The organism is Brachybacterium sp. 107, assembly GCF_052379725.1.
Taxonomy (GTDB): domain Bacteria; phylum Actinomycetota; class Actinomycetes; order Actinomycetales; family Dermabacteraceae; genus Brachybacterium.
On record NZ_JBQSYW010000016.1, the window covers coordinates 1 to 20,006 of the forward strand.

The following is a 20,006-nucleotide window of genomic DNA, read 5'->3' on the forward strand; positions in this document are numbered from 1 at the left end:
TTGACTGCCGCGATCGCTGTGGTGGACCAAGCCGTTGCTGGAGGCCTCGGCGCGGGTGCTCAGCAGGGCGTGCTCGAGAGCCTGCAGCGGCAGAACCTCGGTGTGCAGGCTGGCCGCGACGGCCCAGCCAACGATTCGCCGGGTGCAGACGTCCGTGATGAACGCGGTGTAGCAAAATCCGGTCGGGATACGAACGTAGGTGATGTCCGCGACCCAGAGCTGGTTCGGCCCGAGCGCGGTGAAGTCCCGCTAGACGAGGTCAGGGCGATGATCGGGAGCTCCCGAGGGCGTTGTCGTGAGCGCTTTGCGACCACGACGCACCCCTTCCAGGCCAACGACTCTCATCAGCCGAGCAGTCTGGTCCCTTCCGATGTCCCAACCTGCCCGGCGCATCGCCTGGTGCATCTTGCGATACCCGTAGACGCCGTAGTTCTCGTCATGGACCCTTTGGATCTCGCCGATCAGCACCTCGTCGCGGATGTCCCGGGCAGAGGCTGGGCGCTGCTTTGCGGCTCGATAGCCGCGAGAGGTGAGGAACCCACAGTCTGTCGCGCTGAGCACACGGCAGATGGCCTCGACCCCGAACTGATCACGGTGCACGTCGATGAACCGGATCATTTCGTCGTGGGGCGGTCGAGCTCCGCTGCGAAAAACGCCGATGCCTTCTTCAGGATCTCGTTCGCACGGCGCGCCTCGGCGAGTTCCCGTCGCAGTCGACGGTTCTCCTCCTCGAGCGAATCCTTTGGGCGGGACGCGACTTCGGTGGGACCGTAGCGGTTGCACCAGATCCGCAGGGTTTCCTCGCCGACGCCGAGCTGAGGCGCGACGGCACGGATCGACTGCGCTCTGGGACCGCCCTCGAGGGCGTGGCGGTCGTAGACCATGCGGACCGCACGGTCACGGAGCTCTGGGCTGAACTTCTTGGGCATACTCCGATTCTCCTTCGTGAGACTCGGAACGGAGCCCAGGGCGCTTCAGCCGTCGCGGCGTGGTCTTTGGATGGTTGGGTGGCGAGGCGGCGGGCGAGGTTCTTCTCGCGGCGGCTGGTGACCGCGCCCTTGCTGTAGCGCTCCAGCAGATCATCGAGCGCGGCGCCGGCATCGACATGCCGGTCACTCTGCCGGCTGAGCTTGCGGGTGTAGGCGGCCGCTTCGGAGCTGAGCGGAGCGTCCAGGCCGGGCGCATGCTCCCACTCCAGGTCGTGCCAGGTCCGGGTGTCGGGGTCCTGGAAGTAGACGGTGCGCACGTCGTCGCGGTCGATCACGATCGGCCACTTGCCTGCATGCGTACCTCCGTGCGGTGACCGGGTGCCGCGGTGGAGGTTGAGTCCGGGTCCGTCGTAGCGGCGCCCGTCGATCTCGACGCCGTAGTGCTGTATCGACCGCCAGGCGACGTCGAGGAACTCCATCCGTAAATCATCGCTCGCGGGAAGTCGTAGCACTCCGGCGGTGGCCATGCCGCGGGCGAACATCTCCGCCGGCGACAGCTCCACGTTCGGTAACAGCGGATCGCACAGACCCTGGTGTGTTGTGTGGTGGTAGATCCCGACCCATTCGCGGAGGATCGCTTCCAGCTCTGGCACGTAGTAGAACGCCTGGTCCTCGATGTGCTTGCCGCGGGAGTAGATGTCCGGGCCCTTGTACGCGGCCAGGTGCTCGAGCAGCTGCTGGCGCAGGGTGCGGAAGAACCGCTCGATCGTGGGCTTGTCCGTCGGCTCATGAGGGATCGCGGGCTGGATGTTGATCCCCAACCGTTGGCACACCGCTCGAGTGCGCAGGGAGAGATAGACCTTGCCATGATCGACCACGATCGTGTCCGGCAACGCGCCAGTCTCCTGCGCCAACAGGGTCTCCGGCACCCCGACGTACGGCGCTGGGACGTCTTCATCACTCGGCGGGCCCCAGGCCTGCGGGGTGACCACCTGGAACAACACTGCCGCGACGTCCTGCGCGGTGGTCGAGATCGGGCGGAGGATCAAGCCGAGAATGCACCGCGAGTACAAGTCCATCGCCACCGTCAGCTCGGTATTGATCCACCGGCCCGTGACCGGTTCCATCGCGAACACGTCCAGCGGCGTGGTGTCGAGAACGACGTACTGGCCCGGCCGATCCGGTCGCAGCCGACCCAGCACACCCCCAGGGCGTTCCGCCACCGAGCGCCGCTGCTTCGCCGCCCCGAACGTGTACCGACCCTTGTCCAACTCACGCAAGCGTTCGTAGGCGACGGTTTGCGACGGGACCGGAGCTCCGGGGTTCTGCTCCAGGTAGAACGCGTTCGTCCTGCGAAGCACGGTGCGCATCGTGGGGTTCGATCGCTCCGTGTAGGAGTCGAGCACTTCGCGGCAGGTCTGGTCCCATTCCGGGGCGACCGCGCGGCGGGAAGGCTGGAGCAAGCGAGAATCGACCAGGCCGGCGAGACCTCGCTCGACATACCGGGTCGCGCGGCGCCGAGCGGAGCGCGGCGAGATCTTCAGCTTCACAGCCGACTGCTCGTAGCGCTGCTCAAGCGGCACGTCGCTGAGGGTCAGCACGAGCTGGTTGTAGATCTCGGCTTCGACCTCGATGCGAGCTCGTAGAGCACTCGTCAGGCCGGCGAGGATGACCGCATCAAGCTCGGCATGCGGGCCTCCCTCGTGCGGGGGGTCGTCCAACGGTCGAGCCACGCCCACCAGAGCGGGCGCATGGACGCGCAAGAACCGATCGACGGAGCGCAACAAGACGGCGGACCCATCGATCTGCACGACAGTCCAGGCCGCGCCCTCGTACCAGAGCCGCGCCCCCACTGACGTATCCAGGCTCTCCGTGCTCATACCAGCACCTCGGCGGTGCGGTAGAGGATCGTCTCGGCGTTCACCGGCTGATGAAGATCGATCGTGATTTCTCCAGCCCACACGAGTGCGAAGACCGCTACGCGCCACATGCTCCTATCGCAGCTCGCGGGGCTACGAGCAAGGATCTTGCCCAGTGAGCTCTCGGCCTCGTCCAACGTTGCCCGCGCCTCTGTCAAATACCCCTCAGGCAAGCGGTCCGGGCGGCGGCCAACCGCCAGCAGCTTGAGATTACGAAGGACCGTGGGGTTGCCGCCGCTGAAGATCTCGTAACGCCATCCCTTGCTGCGGCACAACGCGCGCGTCCAGTCGAACTGGGCTCGGACTCGTGGCTTCTCGAGGAACGCTGCGGGCTTTACGTCGACGAGGGTGACCGTCCGATCCGAGTGGACAAGCAGCAGATCAGGCACGTGCGCACGCCGACTGTCACCGTCGCGCCCCGTGACCTGGAATGGCTGCGTACAGATTCTCTCGACGCTCGGGTCGTGGTCCGCCAGCCACAGTCTGTCAAGCTCCAGCAGGCTCTCGTAGACCAGCGTCCGATCGTTGGTCGCGGCCCAGAACAGGCCCGGGTAGCTCCGTTGGCCTCGGTAGGTCGGTGGCACCCGGATGGGCAAGCCCTCGACGATCAGATCGGCACGTGCTTCCTCCCACGTCGTCGCGACCTCGTCGCCAGCGACGGTGCAGTACCGGAGGAACACCTCGCGTCCGCCCACAGGTCCATCGTGCCCGTCTGACAGAAGAGCCGGAAATCTGACACGCACTGGCCAAGAAACCCGGAACTGGCCAACTTGCCCCGGAACCTACAAACGTGCCCTCCGTCACAGATCCTCACCACGGGAATGAACCCGCCAGGTTCAAGGTTGAGTGAGGTGTACTCAAGTTTGGACTTCTCGGATTGACAACGATCGCGACGGGTTCTCTACTTGAGTCTGTACAGCTCAACTCTTGCCGTCGGCCGCAGTGGTCGGCAGCGCATGAACCCGTTGCGGCGCATCCGCCGCAGAAAGGCAGGCACCCATGTCCCGTGTCGTCGGAATCGACCTCGGAACCACCAACTCCGCCGTTGCCGTCCTCGAAGGCGGCCAGCCCACGGTCATCGCGAATGCCGAGGGTGCCCGTACCACCCCGTCGGTCGTGGCCTTCTCCAAGCAGGGCGAGGTCCTCGTCGGCGAGGTCGCCAAGCGTCAGGCCGTCACCAACGTCGATCGCACCATCGCCTCCGTCAAGCGCCACATGGGCACCGACTGGAGCCAGGAGATCGACGACAAGAAGTACACCGCGCAGGAGATCTCCGCGCGCACCCTCGGCAAGCTCAAGAAGGACGCCGAGTCCTACCTGGGCGAGGCCGTGACCGATGCGGTCATCACCGTCCCCGCCTACTTCTCGGACTCCGAGCGTCAGGCCACCAAGGACGCCGGCACCATCGCGGGCCTCAACGTCCTGCGCATCATCAACGAGCCCACCGCTGCGGCTCTCGCCTACGGCCTGGAGAAGGGCAAGGACGACGAGCAGATCCTGGTCTTCGACCTCGGTGGCGGCACCTTCGACGTCTCCCTGCTCGAGGTGAGCAAGGACGAGGAGGGCTCGACCATCCAGGTCCAGGCCACCGCGGGCGACAACCGCCTCGGCGGCGACGACTGGGACCAGAAGATCGTCGACTGGCTGACCAGCCAGGTCAAGAACAAGGAGGGTGTGGACCTCTCCAAGGACCGCATCGCCCTGCAGCGCCTCAAGGAGGCCGCCGAGCAGGCGAAGAAGGAGCTCAGCTCCTCGACCTCCACCTCGATCTCGCTGCAGTACCTGTCGATGACCGAGAACGGTCCGCTGCACCTGGACGAGAAGCTCACCCGTGCCCAGTTCGAGGACATGACCTCGGATCTGCTCGAGCGCACCAAGGCTCCCTTCCACCAGGTCATCAAGGATGCCGGGATCAAGGTCTCCGACATCGACCACGTGGTCCTCGTGGGCGGCTCGACCCGCATGCCCTCGGTCACCGAGGTCGTGAAGTCCCTGACCGGCGGCAAGGAGCCCAACAAGAGCGTCAACCCCGATGAGGTCGTCGCCGTGGGTGCCGCGCTGCAGGCAGCCGTCATCAAGGGCGAGCGCAAGGACGTCCTGCTCATGGACGTCACCCCGCTCTCCCTCGGCATCGAGACCAAGGGCGGCGTGATGACCAAGCTCATCGAGCGCAACGCGGCCATCCCCACCAAGACCTCCGAGGTGTTCTCGACCGCTGAGGACAACCAGCCCTCCGTGGCGATCCAGGTGTTCCAGGGCGAGCGTCAGTTCACCCGGGACAACAAGCTGCTGGGCACCTTCGAGCTCACCGGCATCGCCCCGGCCCCCCGTGGCATCCCGCAGGTCGAGGTCACCTTCGACATCGACTCCAACGGCATCGTGCACGTGACCGCCAAGGATCGCGGCACCGGCAACGAGCAGTCCATCCAGATCACCGGCGGCTCCGCTCTGTCCGACGAGGACATCGACCGCATGGTGAAGGACGCCGAGACCCACGCCGCCGAGGACGAGGAGCGCCGCAAGAACGCCGACGCCCGCAACACCCTCGAGCAGCTCGTCTACCAGGGCGAGAAGCTGCTCAAGGACAACGCGGACAAGGTCTCGGACGAGGACAGGACCAAGTCCGAGGACGCCATCAAGGAGGCCAAGGAGGCGCTGGCCGGCGAGGAGACCTCCACCGAGGACCTCGAGGCCAAGCGCGACACCCTCAACGAGGCCCTGCAGGCCGTCGGCACCGCGATCTACTCGCAGGCCGAAGGCGCCGAGGGTGCCGAGGGCGGCTCCGACGAGAGCGCATCGTCCTCGGACGATGAGGACGTCGTCGACGCCGAGATCGTGGACGAGGACGAGGAGACCAAGTGATGACCGAGGACAAGAGCACTCCCGAGGACCCGCAGCGGCCCGAGGGCGAGCCCAGGTTCTCCTTCACCGACAAGCGCAAGGTGAACCCGGAGGACGGCACGGTCCGTCCCTCCGGGGCCACCCCGGCCGCCGAGGGTCAGGGCTCGTCCGAGCCCGTCGACCCGATCGACGTCGAGGCCGCGAAGCTCTACGAGCAGGCGGCTGAGGACGGCCAGAGCGGCGAGTCCGGTGCCTCGGCCCCGGCCGATGCCGGTCGCGTCGCCGAGCTGGAGGGCCGGGTCACCGAGCTCTCCGAGCAGCTCAAGCGCGAGCAGGCGGAGTACGTCAACTCGCGTCGGCGCATCGAGGCCTCGGCCGAGGTGAGCAGGGAGGCGGCCGTGGGCCGCGTCCTGGGCGCGCTCATCCCGGTCCTGGACGACGTGGAGCTGGGCCGCCAGCACGGCGACATCGCCGAGGGCACCCCGTTCCACTCGATCGCCCAGAAGCTCGAGGAGATCCTCGGCTCGCACGGTCTGCAGCGCTTCGGCGCCGTCGGGGAGGAGTTCGACCCGAACCTCCACGAGGCCCTCATGCACGAGGACGCGGACGACGTCGAGACCGCTGTCATCTCGCTGGTCATCCAGCCGGGATACTCGATGAACGACCGGGTGCTGCGCCCGGCCCGGGTGGGGACCCGCGGCCCGGCCTGATCCTCGGATCAGCACCCCCTGGGAGACGCGGGCCTGTCGGCCGGAACCGGCCGGCCCGCCTCTCCCATACCCCACAGACACACACCAGACTTTTCCCGACGCTCCCGGAAGGAGACGCACATGTCCCAGCAGGACTGGCTCGACAAGGACTTCTACGCGGTCCTCGGCGTCTCGAAGGATGCGAGCGCGCAGGAGATCAAGAAGGCGTACCGCACGCAGGCCCGGAAGTACCATCCCGATCACCACCCCGATGACGCCAAGGCCGAAGAGCGGTTCAAGGGGATCGGCGAGGCGTACTCGGTGCTCAACGACCCCGAGCAGCGCGAGCAGTACGACGCGATCCGCGCGATGGGCTCCGGCGGCGCACGCTTCTCCGCAGGCCAGGGCGGCCCCGGCGGTGCCGGCTTCGAGGATGTCTTCTCCTCGATGTTCGGCGGCCAGGGCGGCGGCTTCCCCGGAGGGGGCCGCGCCGCGCCCGGCGGAGGAGGGAACCCCGACCTCGAGGACATCATGCGGATGTTCGGCGGTCAGGGCGGCGGCTTCGGCGGCGGGCAGGCAGGCTTCCAGGGCAATCCCGGCGGCGCCCCCGCGAAGGGCCAGGACGTCTCCGCCCGCACCCGCATCAGCTTCCGCGACGCGGCGCTGGGCACCGAGGTGCGCCTGAGCGTGGACGGGAAGAACGTCACCACCCGCATCCCCGCCGGGGTGCACGACGGACAGAAGATCCGCCTGCGCGGCAAGGGCCGGCCCGGTCCGGGCTCCGCGAAGGCCGGCGACCTGCTCCTGACCCTCGACGTCGAGGAGCACCCCGTCTGGAGCAGCGACGGCGCGAACCTCCGCCTGACCGTCCCGATCAGCTTCGACGAGGCCGTGCTCGGCACCACGCTGAACGTCCCCCTGCTCGACGGCGGCACCGTCGGAGTGAAGGTCGCCCCGGGAACCCCGAGCGGCCGCACCCTGCGCGTGCGCAAGAAGGGCATCGTCACCAAGAAGACCACCGGCGACCTCCTGGTCACCGTGCAGGTCGCCGTGCCCGCGCATGTCGAGGGCAAGGCCAAGCAGGCCGTCGAGGACCTGCGCGAGGCACTGGCCGATGAGGACCCCCGCGAGGGGCTCGCCGAGGCCGCCGCGCGCTGATCACCCGACGGCGCCGCCTGATCGCCCGATGGTGCCGCCTGATCGCCCGACGGCGCCGTCTGATCGGCCGACGGCGCCGGCAGATCGTTCCGGCCACGTCGCGCCCCGCGGCGTCGGCCCGGCTGGCACAGTAGGAGAAGCACCAGGAGCAGCACCCGCCCGTTCCCCCGGAAGGAGCATCAGGCATGGCAAGCCCGCAGCGGATCGATGAGCGCGCCCCCGTGTTCGTGATCTCCGTCGCCGCGGAGCTGTCCGGCATGCACCCGCAGACCCTGCGCCAGTACGACAGGATCGGGCTGGTCTCCCCGCAGCGCACCCGCGGACGCGGGCGCCGCTACAGCGCGCGCGACGTCGCCAAGCTCCGCGAGATCCAGCGCCTCTCCCAGGACCAGGGCATCAACCTCGCCGGGATCAAGCGGATCCTCGAGCTGCAGGACGAGGTCGGGATCCTCGCCGACCAGCTCGAGGCGGTGCGGCAAACGCTGGAGTCGATGACCCCCACCCAGCGGCGCGTCTTCTCCGCCGACAGGGACGGCGAGATCAGTGCGCTGCGTCGAGGCGAGCGTCCGCAGCGCCGTGGCGGGGGTGCACTGGTGCTGTGGCGTCCGCAGCGCCGGCGGTGAGCTCTGAGCCGTCGGCCCCGCGGGACCTTGAACTGCGGGTCTTTGTACTTCGCGCCTCTGTGCTTCGCGCCTCTGCCTCGCGGAACGCTGCGTCGCGACCATGGGGCTGGACGCCGGTGAGCCGGTAGATCTCCTGGAGCTTCTGCGCGACCCGGTGGATGTCGACCTCCTCCGCGGCGCTGCGCCCGGCGGCGGTCAGATCCGTGAGCTCGCCGTCCAGAAGCGCGCTCAGGCGTGCGACGACGTCCGCCGCGAAGCCGGGACCCTCGCCGGCCACCTGGTGCGTGAGCACGCCATCGGGCATCCGGTCGCGGTAGATCGGGATCGCCCGGACCAGGGCCGGGGTCTCGCAGGCGAGCGCCTCCCACAGCACGATCCCCTCGGTCTCCTCCTTGGTGAGGAAGCAGAAGGCATCCGCCCCGCAGTACGCCTCGCGCAGCTCCACGGCCGTGATGTAACCGGGGAAGCGGGCGTTCGCAGGTGCCGCGGCCAGGGCCCGGCGCACCTCCGCGGTGAGCATGCGCTCGTCGGTGCGGCCGTACCAGACGAAGGTCACCTCGGGCATCGCCCGGGCCACTTCCACCCAGTCCACGATGCCCTTGCGCACCAGCTGCATCCCTACGCTGACGACCACCTTCGCGTCGGCGTCGAGCCCTAGCTGCTCCCGCAGCCTGCCGCGGGCCCCGGGATCAGGACGGAAGAAGCTGGTGTCCACGCCGTTGGAGAGCACGTGGATCGGGGCGGAGATCCCGTACTTCGGCGCCGAGATCAGGTCGCGGGAGTACTCGCTGGGGGTCACCACCGCGTCGCCGCGACGGTAGAGGTGGGAGATCCAGCGGCGGAACGTCGGAGCGAGCGTGTTGGCGCCCGGGAACGAATCGCGGAAGTCGTCCTCCGTGGAGTGCGCCCATACCAGCGCGGGCCGACGGCGCAGCCTCGCCCAGTGCGCGAGCAGCGGGGTGTCCGGGAACGGGGTGTTCAGGTGCACCACGTCGAAGGGCTGCAGCGGATTGGTGACCACCTCGTGGCCCAGCGAGCGCACCGCCTTCTCCTGATGCCGGATGGCGGCGCCGATGCCGGACTGCGCGGCGAGGCCGGCGAGGCCGCGCGGCATCAGCACACGCAGCGGCCTTCGGGCCGACGGCCCCTGGCCTGCGGGGCGGGAGCGGTCAGCAGGCACGTCGCGGCGGGGACGACCGGCCTCAGCGGATGTCTTCTTGAACATGTAGGTCTCCGTTCACCGGGGCTGTTCAGCAAGGCTGTTCACCCGGGTTGTTCACCGGGGCTGTTCGCCGGGGAAGTGCAGCGGGGCGGTTCGTCGGGCCGGTTCACCAGGGCAGGTATCGCAGGATGAGGGCGCTCACCCCGAGCCCGTAGGCGATCAGCGCCCACGGCTTGCACAGCAGGATGATCAGGACGAACGTGCGCCACCGCATCCGGGTGGTCCCGGCGATATAGCAGAGCAGGTCGTCAGGGGCGACGGGCAGGGCGATCGCGAGGGCGAAGGCCCGGGTGAAGTGATTGCTGCGGGTCCAGCCCAGGAACTTCTCCACCGTCTTGGCCGGGAAGATCCGTTCGATGAGGGCGAGCCCCACGTGCCGGGCGATCAGGAAGTTCAGCAGCGAGCCCGTGCTGACGGCGACGAAGTTGTAGACCGTCCCCTCGACCGGTCCGAACAGGACGGGACCGGCGATGACCAGCAGTCCGCCGGGCACGATCGGGAAGATGACCGAGGCCGTCGAGGCGATCAGGAAGGCGACCGGCCCCCATGCGCCGAGCGAGGTGATGAACGCCTGGAGGTTCTCGAGCGACTGCAGGACGCCGGTCTGCAGGCCCCACCAGACCAGGGCGATGCTGATCCCGAGTCCCAGCAGCGGGGAGAGCCGGGCGGCGATGCGCACCGGATCGCGCGTCGACGTCCCGGTCCTGGCTCCTGCCGTCGCCGCAGCAGTCGCTCCGTCAGACGCCGCCGCAGACGCCGCAGCGGCTGTGGCAGGTGTCCGGGCCGGTGCGCGATCGGTGGTGGTCGATCGGCCGGTGAGCGTGCTGATGGTCGGCGCCAGGGGCGTCAGCTGCATCGGCTGGGTCGTGGTGCTCACGGGAGCACCTCGTGCAGGACGCGATCGCGCTCGTCGGCGCTCTGCAGCGACGGCATCTCCTGCAGCGACGGGATCTCCTGCGGCGACTGCAGAGCCTGCAGGGAATGCTGGGAGTCCAAGGTCTGCTCATAGACGCCGAGGACGGAGCGGCCGAAATCTCCCGCGCCGCAGGTGGCCGCCGCATGGACGACGGCCGCCTGCGACATCGCCTCGTGCAGCTCCGGGTCGTCCAGGAGGCTGTCGAGACGCTGCGTGAACTCCGCCGTCTCGTCGATCTTCCAGCCGGTGCGGCCATCGAGCACGACGCTCTCGATCGACGGGTCCCGGCGGCACAGCAGCGGGAGCCCGCAGGAGAGGGCCTCGATGAACGTCAGCCCCTGGGTCTCGCTGCGGGAGGCGCTGACGAAGACGTCGCCGATGCGGTACCAGCGCTGCACCTCCGCCGGCTCGACCACTCCGGTGAAGACGACGCGATCGGTGATGCCCAGCTCGGCGGCACGCGCCGCGAGCTCCGCGCGGTACGGGCCGTCGCCGACCAGCACCAGCACGGTGTCCTCGCGGTCCGCGGCGGCGACCCAGTCGAGCACCTCGTCGAGGTTCTTCTCCTTCGCCAGGCGGCACACGGAGATCAGCACCTTCTGCTGAGCGGTGATGCCGAGACCGCGCCGCAGCTCGGCGGCGTCCTTCCGCTCCGCCGGGGTGAGCGCGGGGCGGAAACGCTGCAGATCCAGACCGGTGGGGACCACGTGGACGGGCTCGAGCACCCCGTAGCCGTGCAGGAGATCGGCGACCTTCGGCGTCGGGGCGATGACCGCGTCGGTTCCCGAGAGCAGCCGGCGGGAGAAGGTCGAGACGACCTTCCGGCCGACGGTGCGGCTGGGGGAGTAGTAGTGCGTGTAGTCCTCGTAGATGGTGTGGTACGTGTGCACCAGCGGGACCCTGAGGCTGCGGGCGATGCGTCGGGCCCACACATGGGTGGAGAACTCGCACTGCGAGTGGACGATGTCGGGGCGCCAGCGCATGATCTCGCGCAGCACCCGGCGACCGCCCGGCATCCCGATGCGGGCATGGTCGTAGAGCATCGAGGCCGAGACCGAGCCGATACGGTACACACCATGCTCGCTGCGGGTCCGCAGCCCGGGGGAGAGGGTCAGCACCCGGACGTCGCAGCCCAGCGCGATGAGCTCGCGACGCAGGGTCGTGACCGAGGCGACCACCCCGTTGACGATGGGTTCCCACCAGTCGGTGGTCAGTAGCACGCGCAGGGGCCGATCGGCGGAATGCCCACCGGAGGACGAGGCCGTCGGGGGCCATTGCGCGACGGTCCGGGGGCGGTGGCTGCTGCTGATCACATTCACCCCTCGAGGTTCGCACTCCGTCGACGACATCGCGTCCCCCGAGCGGATGAACGGGGTCAGACCCAGGTCTGATCTTTTATCAGCCTGTACGGAGCGGACTCTCATCAACGTCATGAATCGAGACTACGACCGGCCCTGTCCAGGCACGACGGGGCGCGCCCGAGGTGTCGCGGAGTCTTCCCCCCTTGTGCGTCAGTCCGTCACCTGATAGTGAGCTGTCAGCGAGGCGGATGCCAGCTGTTGGCTGAAGATCGCGAAGCGTGCGCCGATGTGCGGGCCCTCCGGATCCACCTCGAGCGACTCGACGGGCAGGGCGTGCACGGAGAAGACGTAGCGGTGGGGCGGACCGGCGGGCGGCTCCGGCCCGTCGTAGCCCCGAGTGCCGAAGTCGTTGTGCGCCTGACGCAGGCTCGAGCTGTCGCGCGGGACGCCGAGGGGCAGGGAGCCGACATCGGCCGGGATGTCCCAGGCGACCCAGTGCCAGAAGCCCGATCCGGTGGGGGCGTCCGGATCGAAGCAGGTGACCGCGAAGGACCGGGTGCCCTCCGGGGCACCGGACCACTGGAGATCGGGGGAGAGGTTCTCGCCGCCGAGGCCTTCCACCAGCTGCTGGGGTGCCACCTCGGTGCCGTCGGGCGTGGCGCTCGAGAGAAGGGTGAAGGAGGGGATTTCCGGTGTCGTGTGATCCATCCCTCCAGCGTAGGCACCTCGTCGGAGAGTGTCGAGGAGGTGCGCGGACGGGCGTCGCTAGACTGCGGGCATGCCTGAGAACGCCACTGACGCGCCCGTCGTCGAATTCACGCCTGTCGTCGTCGGTGGGGACATCGGCGCCTATTCCCTCGCGCGCGCCTTCCATGAGGCGTACGGGGTCCGCACCGTGGCGATCTCCCGCCTGGCGGGCTGGGTCGTGGGGACCTCCTCCCTCATCGACAACGTGCAGTGCCAGGACCCGTTCGATCCGGAGACGCTGGCCCCCGTGCTGCAGGAGGTCGCCGATGCGCATCCGGGCCGACCCCTCCTGCTGCTCGGATCGGCCGACGCGACCGTCAAGCCCATCATCCGGATCCGCGACGAGATCGGCCTGGATCCTCGATACATCGCCCCGTACGTCGACCTGGAGACCTTCGCCGCCGCCACCGAGAAGCAGAACTTCACGAAGCTCTGCCAGGACCTCGAGGTGGACCACCCGGGCACGGTGGTGGTCGATCTCGCCCAGGAGGTCCCCGGCGATCTCGAGGTGCCCTTCGAGTTCCCGGTGATCGCCAAGCCGGCCGAGGTCTCCGAATGGAAGCGCATCGACTTCCCGGGGAAGAACAAGGTCCACACCGTCGACTCGCCCGAGGATCTGCGGGGGCTGCTGACCGCCATCCGCGGGGCCGGGTACCGCGAGTCGATCATCGTCCAGGACCGCATCCCCGGGGATGACCAGTACATGCGGATCCTCACCGTCTACTGCGACGCCGATTCCCGTGTCCGCTTCGCCTCCTACGGCCACACGCTGCTGGAGGAGCATGCACCGGGCGCGATCGGGAATCCGGCGGCGATCATCACCGGGGTCGACCGGGAGATGGTGGCCCAGGCGCAGCGTCTGTGCGAACGGCTCGGCTGGACCGGCTACGCCAACTTCGACCTCAAGTACGACCGCCGCGACGGCCGCACCAAGTTCTTCGAGCTCAACCCTCGGCTGGGGCGCTCGAACTACTACGTGACCGCCGGCGGGCACAACCCCGTGACCTGGTACGTCGACGAGCATCTGCGGCACGCCCTCCCCGAGCAGGGGCCCGGCTCCGGGGTCGGGGAGGACGGCATCCTCCAGGATCAGCCCGAGGTGCTCTACGCCGTCGTCCCGATCTCCCTGGTGAAGCGGTACACCACCCTCCCCGAGGCCAAGGCCCGGCTGCGCCGGGCGCTGCGAGCCCGGGTGGGCAATCCCCTGCACTATCCCGGTGTGGACGACTCCCTCTCCCGGCGGCGGTACGTCCTGGCCGCCGGGCTGAACTCGGTGCTCAAGTTCCAGCGCTACTACCGACCCGAGGGCGGTGACCGGTTCAGCCGTCTGCTGCGCCGCCGCCCCCGGACGGCGCCGGGGGAACGGGCGTGAACGGCACGGAGCAGGCCACCGGCGGGACGGCGCATGGCGCCGCCGAGGACGAGCTCGGCGGTCGGCTCGACCCGACCACCTGGCCCGGCCCGGTCGTCGGGGTCCTGGGCGGTCTCGGGCCCGCGGCCACCTCGGTGTTCCTGGACGTGCTGATCCGCGCCACCGTGGCCCGCAGCGACCAAGAGCACGTGGACCTGCTGGTCTCCCAGCACTCCTCGACCCCGGATCGGACCGCGGCGATCCTCGACCCCGACGCCACCGATCCCGGACCCGTGATCCTCCGCGATGCCGTCATGCTCCAGCGCGCCGGGGTGGACATGCTCGTCCTGCCGTGCAACACGGCCCATCACTACGCACGCCAGGTGGAATCGGCCACGACGATCCCTCTGCTGAGCATCGTCGAGACCACCGCTCAGGCCGCTGTCGAGAGCGCGGGCACGGCGCCCATCGCGGTGTTCGCGACCGAGGGCAACATCCACGCCCGGGTGTACCAGGAGGCGATCCTCGCCCACGGCGGCACGCCGCTGGTCCCCGACCATGCGGTGCAGGAGGACATCAACCACCTCATCTACGGGCAGGTCAAAGCCGGGATGCCGGTGGATCTGGACCTCTTCGAATCCTGCATCGAGCGGGTGCTCGCGCAGGGGGCCGGCGTCGCCGTGCTCGGCTGCACCGAGCTGTCCGTCGTCTACGACCAGCACGGATATCGCGGCGATGCCCGCCTGATCGACTCCCTGACCGAGCTCGCCCGGATCACGGTGCGCCGGGCCGGCAAGGAGCTCACCGAGCTCTTCCGGTGACTCGTCGGCGCCCCGCGGCGACTGGTGGAGAAGCGCGGACTGGTGGAGAAGCGCGGCTCAGAAGCCAGAATCCGTCGGCCGCGGATAGTGGCGCAGGAACTTGCGCACGTGGTTCAGCCCGACGATCCGTGCGTAGCGGCGCGCCCAGCCGCCGTCTGCGGGATAGGTCCACGGATTGCGCACCCCGCGCCGGGCGACGGTGCGCACCCAGCGCTTCAGCGCCGGATCGCGCAGGTAGCGCATCAGCAGCGGCATCGGGACCAGGGAGTAGAGGATCTCGTCGAACTCGGTGACCGGTTCGAGACGGCGGTGCTCGATCGCGTCGGCCACCACGAAGCGGGACACGTTCGCCCCCGCACTGGAGACGTAGAAGTTGTTGCGCCCGATGCGCGGGTTCACCTCGAAGAACTTCCAGGTCCCGTCGCGGGGATCGCGCTTCACGTCGAAGTTCGCGTAGCCCCGGTAGCCCGTCGCCTCGAGCAGACGGCGCGCCTGGTCGAGGGCGTCGTCGAAGGGGAGGGTGATCATCGCGGCGGGCCGGCCCAGCGCGTCGGGCGTGTGCTCGCCCAGCAGCACCCGGGCCGAGCACAGGAGCGTCACCCGCCCGGCGGCATCGGTGTAGGCGGTGATCGAGCCCTCGGCGGTGTCGTCGCCGGGGATCAGCTCCTGGACGACGAGGCGACCGGCGTACCCGGCCGCAGCGATCGCCCGCACCAGATCGTCCAGCTCCTGCGGGGTCTCGAGGAACCACACCTTCTTCTTGCCCTCGAAGCGCACCCCGGCCATGTCCGCGGTACGGGCCGCCTTCATCACCACGGGGAAGGGCAGCTCGGTGCACGGGGGCTGCCAGTCCGCGTCCCGGGGCGTCCCCAGATCGATGACCTCCGTGCGCGGGGTCGCCACCCCGTGCTCGGTGCACAGCCGGGCGAACTCCGCCTTGTCCGAGAGGCGTTCGAGCACATCGGCCTCGAGGATCGGCATGACGAAGTGCGGCTCCAGCTGCTCGCGATGATCGCTCATCAGCTGCACCAGAGAATCAGCATTGGCCAGCAGCAGCTGGGGCCGCACCCCGCCGCGCTCGCGCGCGAGCTCGACGGCGGCGGCGACCAGGTCCTCGTCGCTCGCGGAGCCTCCGAGCTCGATGACCTCGCAGGTGACCGAGCGGCGCATCGGCTCGATGCCCACCTTCGTGAGCACCGTCGCCACCACGCCGTACTCCTCGTGGAAGGCGCGGGCGAGGGTGTAGACGCCGAGCCCGGAGCCCAGCAGGACCAGGTCGAAGCTCTCCGAGCTCGACGACGGCCCGAGGTCGGACGCGGTGGGACGGGGAGAGGGCGTCTCAGGTGCTGACATATCGACCATCCTAATGGCGAGAACCGCCCCCGGAGGCCGACGCCGACCGTGTCGGCGCCGGCTCTGCGTCAGCGCGTCAGGCGCATCCAGAGGGCACTGTCCGCGGCGACCTGCTCCGCACCGTCGGGGCCGGCGGGGACCGAGCGCAGCAGCACCTCGTAGCCCTGGTCATCGGTGACCTCGGCCAGCGGGACCGGGGCGGACATCGTGTTGACGACGACCCGGAGATCACCGCGATCGAGGACCAGCACCCCGTCGGGCGCCGTCTGCGCGAAGACCACGCCGGCGGCCTCGCTCTGGACCCCCAGCTGCAGCTTCCGGCGCAGGTGCAGCGCCGAGCGGTACATCTCCAGCACGGAGCCGTCCACCCCGAGCTGCTGGTCGACCGCGAGCGGACCGAACTCCGCGGGCTGCGGAAGCCAGCTCTCGCCGGTCGAGGAGAACCCGTAGGCCGGGGCATCCTGGACCCACGGCAGCGGCACGCGGCAGCCGTCGCGACCGGGCACACCGGCCCGCAGATGCGCGGGGTCCTCGCGCAGCTCATCGGGGATGTCGCTCACCTCCGGCAGCCCCAGCTCCTCGCCCTGGTACAGGTAGGCGGAACCGGGGAGGGAGAGCATGAGCAGGGTCGCGGCACGGGCCCGTCGCAGTCCCAGCTCGGCATCGGGCACCTCATCGCGGGCCAGGCCCTCACCGAAGCGGTGGTCCGGGGCGAAGCCGTAGCGGGAGGCGTGGCGGATCACGTCGTGGTTCGAGAGCACCCAGGTGGTGGGTGAGCCCACCGCATCGGCGAGGGCGAGGGGCTTCTCGATCGCGGCGCGCATCGTCTCCACGCCCCAGCGGGCCTGGAGGAAGCCGAAGTTGAAGGACTGGTGCGCCTTCTCGTCGCCGATGTACAGCGGCAGGCGGTGCTCCGGGATCCACGCCTCGAGCACCATCATCCGGTCACCCTCGTAGGCGTCGAGGATCGGGCGCCACTCGCGGTAGATGTCCAGCACGCCGTCGTTGTCGAAGTAGACGGGCACCTCGCCCTCGGGGATGTCGATCAGCCCTTCGGCGTTCACGGTCGCGTCCGGCAGGCCCTCGGGCTTGACCATGCCGTGGGCGACGTCCACCCGGAAGCCGTCGGCCCCGCGGTCCAGCCAGAACCGCAGCACGTCCTGCATGAGCTCGTGCACGCGCGGGTTCTTCCAGTTCCAGTCGGGCTGGCTGGTGTCGAAGATGTGCAGGTACCACTGGCCGGGTGTGCCGTCCGCCTCGGTGATCCGGGTCCAGGCGGGGCCGTGGAAGATCGAGGTCCAGTTGTTCGGGGGCAGCTCGCCGCTTACGCCCCGGCCCTCGGCGAACATGTACAGGTCCCGTTCGGGGGAGCCGGGGGCGGCGGCCAGCGCCTCCTGGAAGAGCACGTGCTCGCTCGAGGAGTGGTTGGGCACGATGTCGACGATGACCTTCAGACCCAGCTCGTGGGCGCGGGCGATCATCTCGTCGGCGTCGGCCAGGGATCCGAAGCGGGGGTCGACGTCGGTGTAGTCGGCGACGTCGTAGCCGCCGTCGTGCTGCGGGGAGGTGTAGAAGGGCGAGAGCCAGATCGCATCGACGCCGAGGTCGCGCAGGTAGGGGAGGTGCGCGGTGACTCCGGGGAGGTCGCCCATGCCGTCGCCGTCCGCGTCGGCGAAGGAGCGGGGATACACCTGGTAGACGACGGCGTCGCGCCACCACTGGGCGGTCACCGCCTCACCGGTCCAGGAGGTGGTCGCGCTGGGGGCGGAGGTCGAGATCGGGGAGGTCATGCAGGTCCTTCCGAGGGTGGTGTACGGGTGCTTCGGGCTGCCGTGCCCCGTGTTGGCGCTGCGGAGGCAGGCGCTCCGAGGGGGGCGGCGGGGTTCAGGGGCAGTCAGTGCCAGGGGTGGTGGGTGTCAGGGGTGATGGACGTCAGGGGCGATGGACGTCAGCGGCGATGGACGTCAGAGGCGGCGCGGGCGATCTTGACCAGCGTCGCACCGGCACCCGTGGCAGAGAAAATCAGGGAGCGTCCCAGCAGACGGGCGCGGGCGCCGCCTTCGTGGTGGAGCATCTCGGCAGGGCAGACAGCATCAGCCGGTCCGGCAGCGTGAGCCGGTCCAGCAGTGCCAGCAGGTCCGACGGAGCCGGCAGAGCCAGCAGGATCGACCGGCACGCCCGGGAGGGCAGCGAGGTCGAGCGTGAGCTCCGCATGGGCGTCCCGCGCGAGATGCACGATCACATCCCCCTCCGGGTGGGTCCGGGCGAAGATCAGGGCGTCGGTGCCGATGTGCAACCAGCGCAGGCCACCGCGGCGCAGGGCCGCCTCACGCCGGCGCAGACCCAGCAGGGCGCGGGTCGCCGCGAGAATCGCGAGGTCGACGCGCTCGCTGTCGGCCCCGCCCTCACCGTCGGCCCCGCCCTCACCGTCGGTCTCGTCGATCGCGGGCCACGGCATCGGCGTGCGGGAGTGCTCGCCGGTGGTGCCGACGGCCCCCAGCTCGTCCCCGGCGAAGAGGGTCGGGACACCGGGCAGGGACGCGAGGGCGGCGATCGCCGTGAGCTGTCGGCCCCGGGAGCCGACGACCGTGCGGGTGCGCGGAGTGTCGTGGCTCGAGAGCTGGTTCTGGGAATGGCTGCGCGCTTCCCAGGACAGCTGCGCGTTGTAGTCGCGCAGGGTGCGGGAGATGACGGTGCCGCTCAGGCGAGGCAGCGTCATGGGCAGGCCGAGCCAGTTGAGCTCGCTGCCCGGGTCGGCGAGCCATGCCCACAGGGGGCGGGTGAAGCCCGCGTAGTTCATGGTGCCGTGCCAGCCGTCGCCCGCGAGATCTCCGGTGGCGTCGTGGCCGTGCTCGGCGATCAGCCAGGTGTCCCGGCCGGTCACGGCGGCGACCTCGCGCTGGGTGGAGCGGATCTCCCGCGCCACCTCGTGGGTGAGGTCCACCTCGCCGTGGCGGCCGGTCATGTTCGCCACGTCGATCCGCCAGCCGTCGGCGAGGACGGGGCCGGCGAGGTATCTGCCGACGACGCTGCGTGCCCCGCGGGTGAGCCGCTCGCGGAGCACGTCGCTGCGCTGGTCGAGCTTGGGCAGGGTCGGTACGTCGAGCCAGCAGGCGTACTGCTCAGGGTGCTCGTCGAAGAGGTAGAAGCCGGCTTCGGGGGAGTCCGGATCGGCCTGGGCGGCGCGGAACCATTCGTGGGTGTCGCCGGTGTGGTTCGTGGTCAGGTCCAGCACGAGTCGCATCCCGCGGCCATGGAGCGCCGCGGAGAGCCGGACCAGGGCCTCGTCCCCGCCCAGCAGCGGATCCACGGCGTCGAAGGTCGAGGCGTCGTAGCGGTGCACCGACCCCGCCGGGAACACGGGGGTGAGATAGACGGTGTCCGCGCCGAGGGAGGCGATGTGGTCCAGCCGGTCGATCACCCCATCGAGGTCGCCGCCGTAGAACTGCTGCCCGGTGACGACCCCCTGCACCGCGGGCTCGTCCTCCCAGGCCATCGGGATCGCCCACTCCGGGAGGTGCTCCGGAGCAGGACGGCCGTGAGCATCCACCGGCATCGCGGCGCTGCGGGAGAAGCGATCGGGGAAGACCTGGTAGACGATCGCATCGTCCACCCAGCCCGGGGCGGTCTCCTGGGCGACGAGCCGGAAGTCGGTCGCGTCGGACACGTCCCAGGGCACCAGCCCGGCCGCGGTGAGCCAGGCATAGGAGGGCGCGGGAGCGCCCGACGCGGTGACGGCGCCGTCCGCGGCGAGCACGCAGAAGCGATAGACCACCACGGGGTTGACGACCCTCAGCGTCGTCTCCCACCAGGCGCCGGTCGCCTCCCGCGCGGCGGGGGAGAGCTGCGCGGTGCGGATCTCCCCGTCGGCCACCGTGCGCAGGGCGAGGTCGGCGGCCGGGTAGGAGTCCGGCACCCACACCCGCAGCAGGATCTCGTCCCCGATCCGGCGGGGCCGGACCGGGACGTGGAGCGGTCCGCCGTCGTGGTGGGGCTGCTCGGGCAGCGGCACCCCGGAGTCGTCGGGGCCGACGGAACCTGCGGGGCCGACGGACCCTGCGGGGCCTGTGGTGGGGCCTGCTGGGCCGACGGACCCGGCGGGATCAGGGTGGCGAGGGGACGTCATGGAGAGGGGA

16 protein-coding genes, 1 pseudogene and 1 other annotated feature are annotated in these 20,006 nt (G+C 69.7%); of the genes and pseudogenes, 6 read left to right on the forward strand and 11 right to left on the reverse strand.

The genetic code is table 11. The annotated features are described in order from the left end of the window. From ACT3UL_RS14960 to ACT3UL_RS14975, 4 genes and pseudogenes are all read right to left on the reverse strand, one after another. Positions 1-219: pseudogene (locus ACT3UL_RS14960) on the reverse strand (DDE-type integrase/transposase/recombinase); the annotation flags it as partial. A 30-nt stretch (positions 220-249) separates the two neighbouring features. Beyond that, the gene (locus tag ACT3UL_RS14965; RefSeq protein ID WP_444579095.1) at positions 250-618 is read right to left on the reverse strand and encodes an IS3 family transposase; all 369 of its coding nucleotides are present in this window, start codon (positions 616-618) and stop codon (positions 250-252) included. Then, positions 533-657: a sequence feature (AL1L pseudoknot), on the reverse strand. It overlaps the preceding gene by 86 nt. Continuing rightward, on the reverse strand, positions 615-929 hold the full coding sequence (locus ACT3UL_RS14970) for a transposase (RefSeq protein ID WP_444579096.1): 315 nt from the start codon (positions 927-929) through the stop codon (positions 615-617). Its footprint overlaps the feature before it by 43 nt. Before ACT3UL_RS14970 ends, ACT3UL_RS14965 begins: the two co-directional genes overlap by 4 nt. Before the next feature lie 1,876 nt (positions 930-2,805). Beyond that, positions 2,806-3,543 (reverse strand): TnsA-like heteromeric transposase endonuclease subunit, encoded by a 738-nt coding sequence (locus ACT3UL_RS14975; RefSeq protein WP_443399073.1) that lies wholly within the window; start codon positions 3,541-3,543, stop codon positions 2,806-2,808. A gap of 304 nt (positions 3,544-3,847) precedes the next feature. On the opposite strand from ACT3UL_RS14975, the gene dnaK reads away from it, so the two are divergent. The 4 genes from dnaK to ACT3UL_RS14995 all read left to right on the forward strand — a co-directional run bounded on the left by dnaK (position 3,848) and on the right by ACT3UL_RS14995 (position 8,159). Beyond that, positions 3,848-5,710, forward strand: coding sequence for a molecular chaperone DnaK (gene dnaK, locus ACT3UL_RS14980; RefSeq protein ID WP_443343750.1), 1,863 nt, complete (start codon positions 3,848-3,850; stop codon positions 5,708-5,710). Continuing rightward, positions 5,710-6,399: a nucleotide exchange factor GrpE gene (locus ACT3UL_RS14985; protein WP_444579098.1), complete on the forward strand. Its 690-nt coding sequence runs from the start codon at positions 5,710-5,712 to the stop codon at positions 6,397-6,399. The genes dnaK and ACT3UL_RS14985 overlap by 1 nt, the downstream gene beginning before the upstream one ends. 120 nt (positions 6,400-6,519) lie before the next feature. Next, a complete protein-coding gene (locus ACT3UL_RS14990) occupies positions 6,520-7,536 on the forward strand; it encodes a DnaJ C-terminal domain-containing protein (protein WP_444579100.1) in 1,017 nt (338 codons plus the stop codon). Positions 7,537-7,721: 185 nt separating this feature from the next. Then, the gene (locus ACT3UL_RS14995; protein WP_444579101.1) at positions 7,722-8,159 is read left to right on the forward strand and encodes a heat shock protein transcriptional repressor HspR; all 438 of its coding nucleotides are present in this window, start codon (positions 7,722-7,724) and stop codon (positions 8,157-8,159) included. Here the strand turns inward: ACT3UL_RS14995 and ACT3UL_RS15000 are convergent. From ACT3UL_RS15000 to ACT3UL_RS15015, 4 genes are all read right to left on the reverse strand, one after another. Next, complete coding sequence (locus tag ACT3UL_RS15000) at positions 8,077-9,384, reverse strand: glycosyltransferase (RefSeq protein WP_444579102.1); 1,308 nt, start codon at positions 9,382-9,384, stop codon at positions 8,077-8,079. The two genes, ACT3UL_RS14995 and ACT3UL_RS15000, sit on opposite strands and share 83 nt — an antisense overlap. Before the next feature lie 103 nt (positions 9,385-9,487). Continuing rightward, positions 9,488-10,258 carry a TVP38/TMEM64 family protein gene (locus tag ACT3UL_RS15005; protein WP_444579104.1) on the reverse strand — a complete coding sequence of 257 codons (771 nt, stop codon included), beginning with the start codon at positions 10,256-10,258 and terminating at the stop codon, positions 9,488-9,490. Further along, the gene (locus tag ACT3UL_RS15010; RefSeq protein ID WP_444579106.1) at positions 10,255-11,610 is read right to left on the reverse strand and encodes a glycosyltransferase family 4 protein; all 1,356 of its coding nucleotides are present in this window, start codon (positions 11,608-11,610) and stop codon (positions 10,255-10,257) included. The genes ACT3UL_RS15005 and ACT3UL_RS15010 overlap by 4 nt, the downstream gene beginning before the upstream one ends. Before the next feature lie 198 nt (positions 11,611-11,808). Continuing rightward, the gene (locus ACT3UL_RS15015; RefSeq protein ID WP_444579108.1) at positions 11,809-12,306 is read right to left on the reverse strand and encodes a YbhB/YbcL family Raf kinase inhibitor-like protein; all 498 of its coding nucleotides are present in this window, start codon (positions 12,304-12,306) and stop codon (positions 11,809-11,811) included. A gap of 70 nt (positions 12,307-12,376) precedes the next feature. Between ACT3UL_RS15015 and ACT3UL_RS15020 the strand changes: the two genes are divergently transcribed. Continuing rightward, on the forward strand, positions 12,377-13,717 hold the full coding sequence (locus ACT3UL_RS15020; protein WP_444579109.1) for a carboxylate--amine ligase: 1,341 nt from the start codon (positions 12,377-12,379) through the stop codon (positions 13,715-13,717). Beyond that, on the forward strand, positions 13,714-14,517 hold the full coding sequence (locus tag ACT3UL_RS15025) for an aspartate/glutamate racemase family protein (RefSeq protein ID WP_444579110.1): 804 nt from the start codon (positions 13,714-13,716) through the stop codon (positions 14,515-14,517). The genes ACT3UL_RS15020 and ACT3UL_RS15025 overlap by 4 nt, the downstream gene beginning before the upstream one ends. A 57-nt stretch (positions 14,518-14,574) precedes the next feature. Here the strand turns inward: ACT3UL_RS15025 and ACT3UL_RS15030 are convergent, their stop codons facing one another. From ACT3UL_RS15030 to ACT3UL_RS15040, 3 genes are all read right to left on the reverse strand, one after another. Continuing rightward, positions 14,575-15,870 carry a carboxylate--amine ligase gene (locus ACT3UL_RS15030; protein WP_444579112.1) on the reverse strand — a complete coding sequence of 432 codons (1,296 nt, stop codon included), beginning with the start codon at positions 15,868-15,870 and terminating at the stop codon, positions 14,575-14,577. A 68-nt stretch (positions 15,871-15,938) separates the two neighbouring features. Next, positions 15,939-17,660, reverse strand: a complete 1,722-nt coding sequence (locus tag ACT3UL_RS15035) for a glycoside hydrolase family 13 protein (protein WP_444579113.1) — start codon at positions 17,658-17,660, stop codon at positions 15,939-15,941. Positions 17,661-17,818: 158 nt separating this feature from the next. Continuing rightward, positions 17,819-19,996, reverse strand: a complete 2,178-nt coding sequence (locus ACT3UL_RS15040; protein WP_444579114.1) for a glycoside hydrolase family 13 protein — start codon at positions 19,994-19,996, stop codon at positions 17,819-17,821. Between the last annotated feature and the right edge of the window lie 10 nt (positions 19,997-20,006).

Bases quoted from the DNA above. Each gene is read 5' to 3' on its own strand.
- ACT3UL_RS14965 (WP_444579095.1), bottom strand. From the start codon at position 618: ATGATCCGGTTCATCGACGTGCACCGTGATCAGTTCGGGGTCGAGGCC.
- ACT3UL_RS14970 (WP_444579096.1), bottom strand. From the start codon at position 929: ATGCCCAAGAAGTTCAGCCCAGAGCTCCGTGACCGTGCGGTCCGCATG.
- dnaK (WP_443343750.1), top strand. From the start codon at position 3,848: ATGTCCCGTGTCGTCGGAATCGACCTCGGAACCACCAACTCCGCCGTT.
- ACT3UL_RS14985 (WP_444579098.1), top strand. From the start codon at position 5,710: ATGACCGAGGACAAGAGCACTCCCGAGGACCCGCAGCGGCCCGAGGGC.
- ACT3UL_RS14990 (WP_444579100.1), top strand. From the start codon at position 6,520: ATGTCCCAGCAGGACTGGCTCGACAAGGACTTCTACGCGGTCCTCGGC.
- ACT3UL_RS14995 (WP_444579101.1), top strand. From the start codon at position 7,722: ATGGCAAGCCCGCAGCGGATCGATGAGCGCGCCCCCGTGTTCGTGATC.
- ACT3UL_RS15000 (WP_444579102.1), bottom strand. From the start codon at position 9,384: ATGTTCAAGAAGACATCCGCTGAGGCCGGTCGTCCCCGCCGCGACGTG.
- ACT3UL_RS15015 (WP_444579108.1), bottom strand. From the start codon at position 12,306: ATGGATCACACGACACCGGAAATCCCCTCCTTCACCCTTCTCTCGAGC.
- ACT3UL_RS15020 (WP_444579109.1), top strand. From the start codon at position 12,377: ATGCCTGAGAACGCCACTGACGCGCCCGTCGTCGAATTCACGCCTGTC.
- ACT3UL_RS15030 (WP_444579112.1), bottom strand. From the start codon at position 15,870: ATGTCAGCACCTGAGACGCCCTCTCCCCGTCCCACCGCGTCCGACCTC.
- ACT3UL_RS15035 (WP_444579113.1), bottom strand. From the start codon at position 17,660: ATGACCTCCCCGATCTCGACCTCCGCCCCCAGCGCGACCACCTCCTGG.
- ACT3UL_RS15040 (WP_444579114.1), bottom strand. From the start codon at position 19,996: ATGACGTCCCCTCGCCACCCTGATCCCGCCGGGTCCGTCGGCCCAGCA.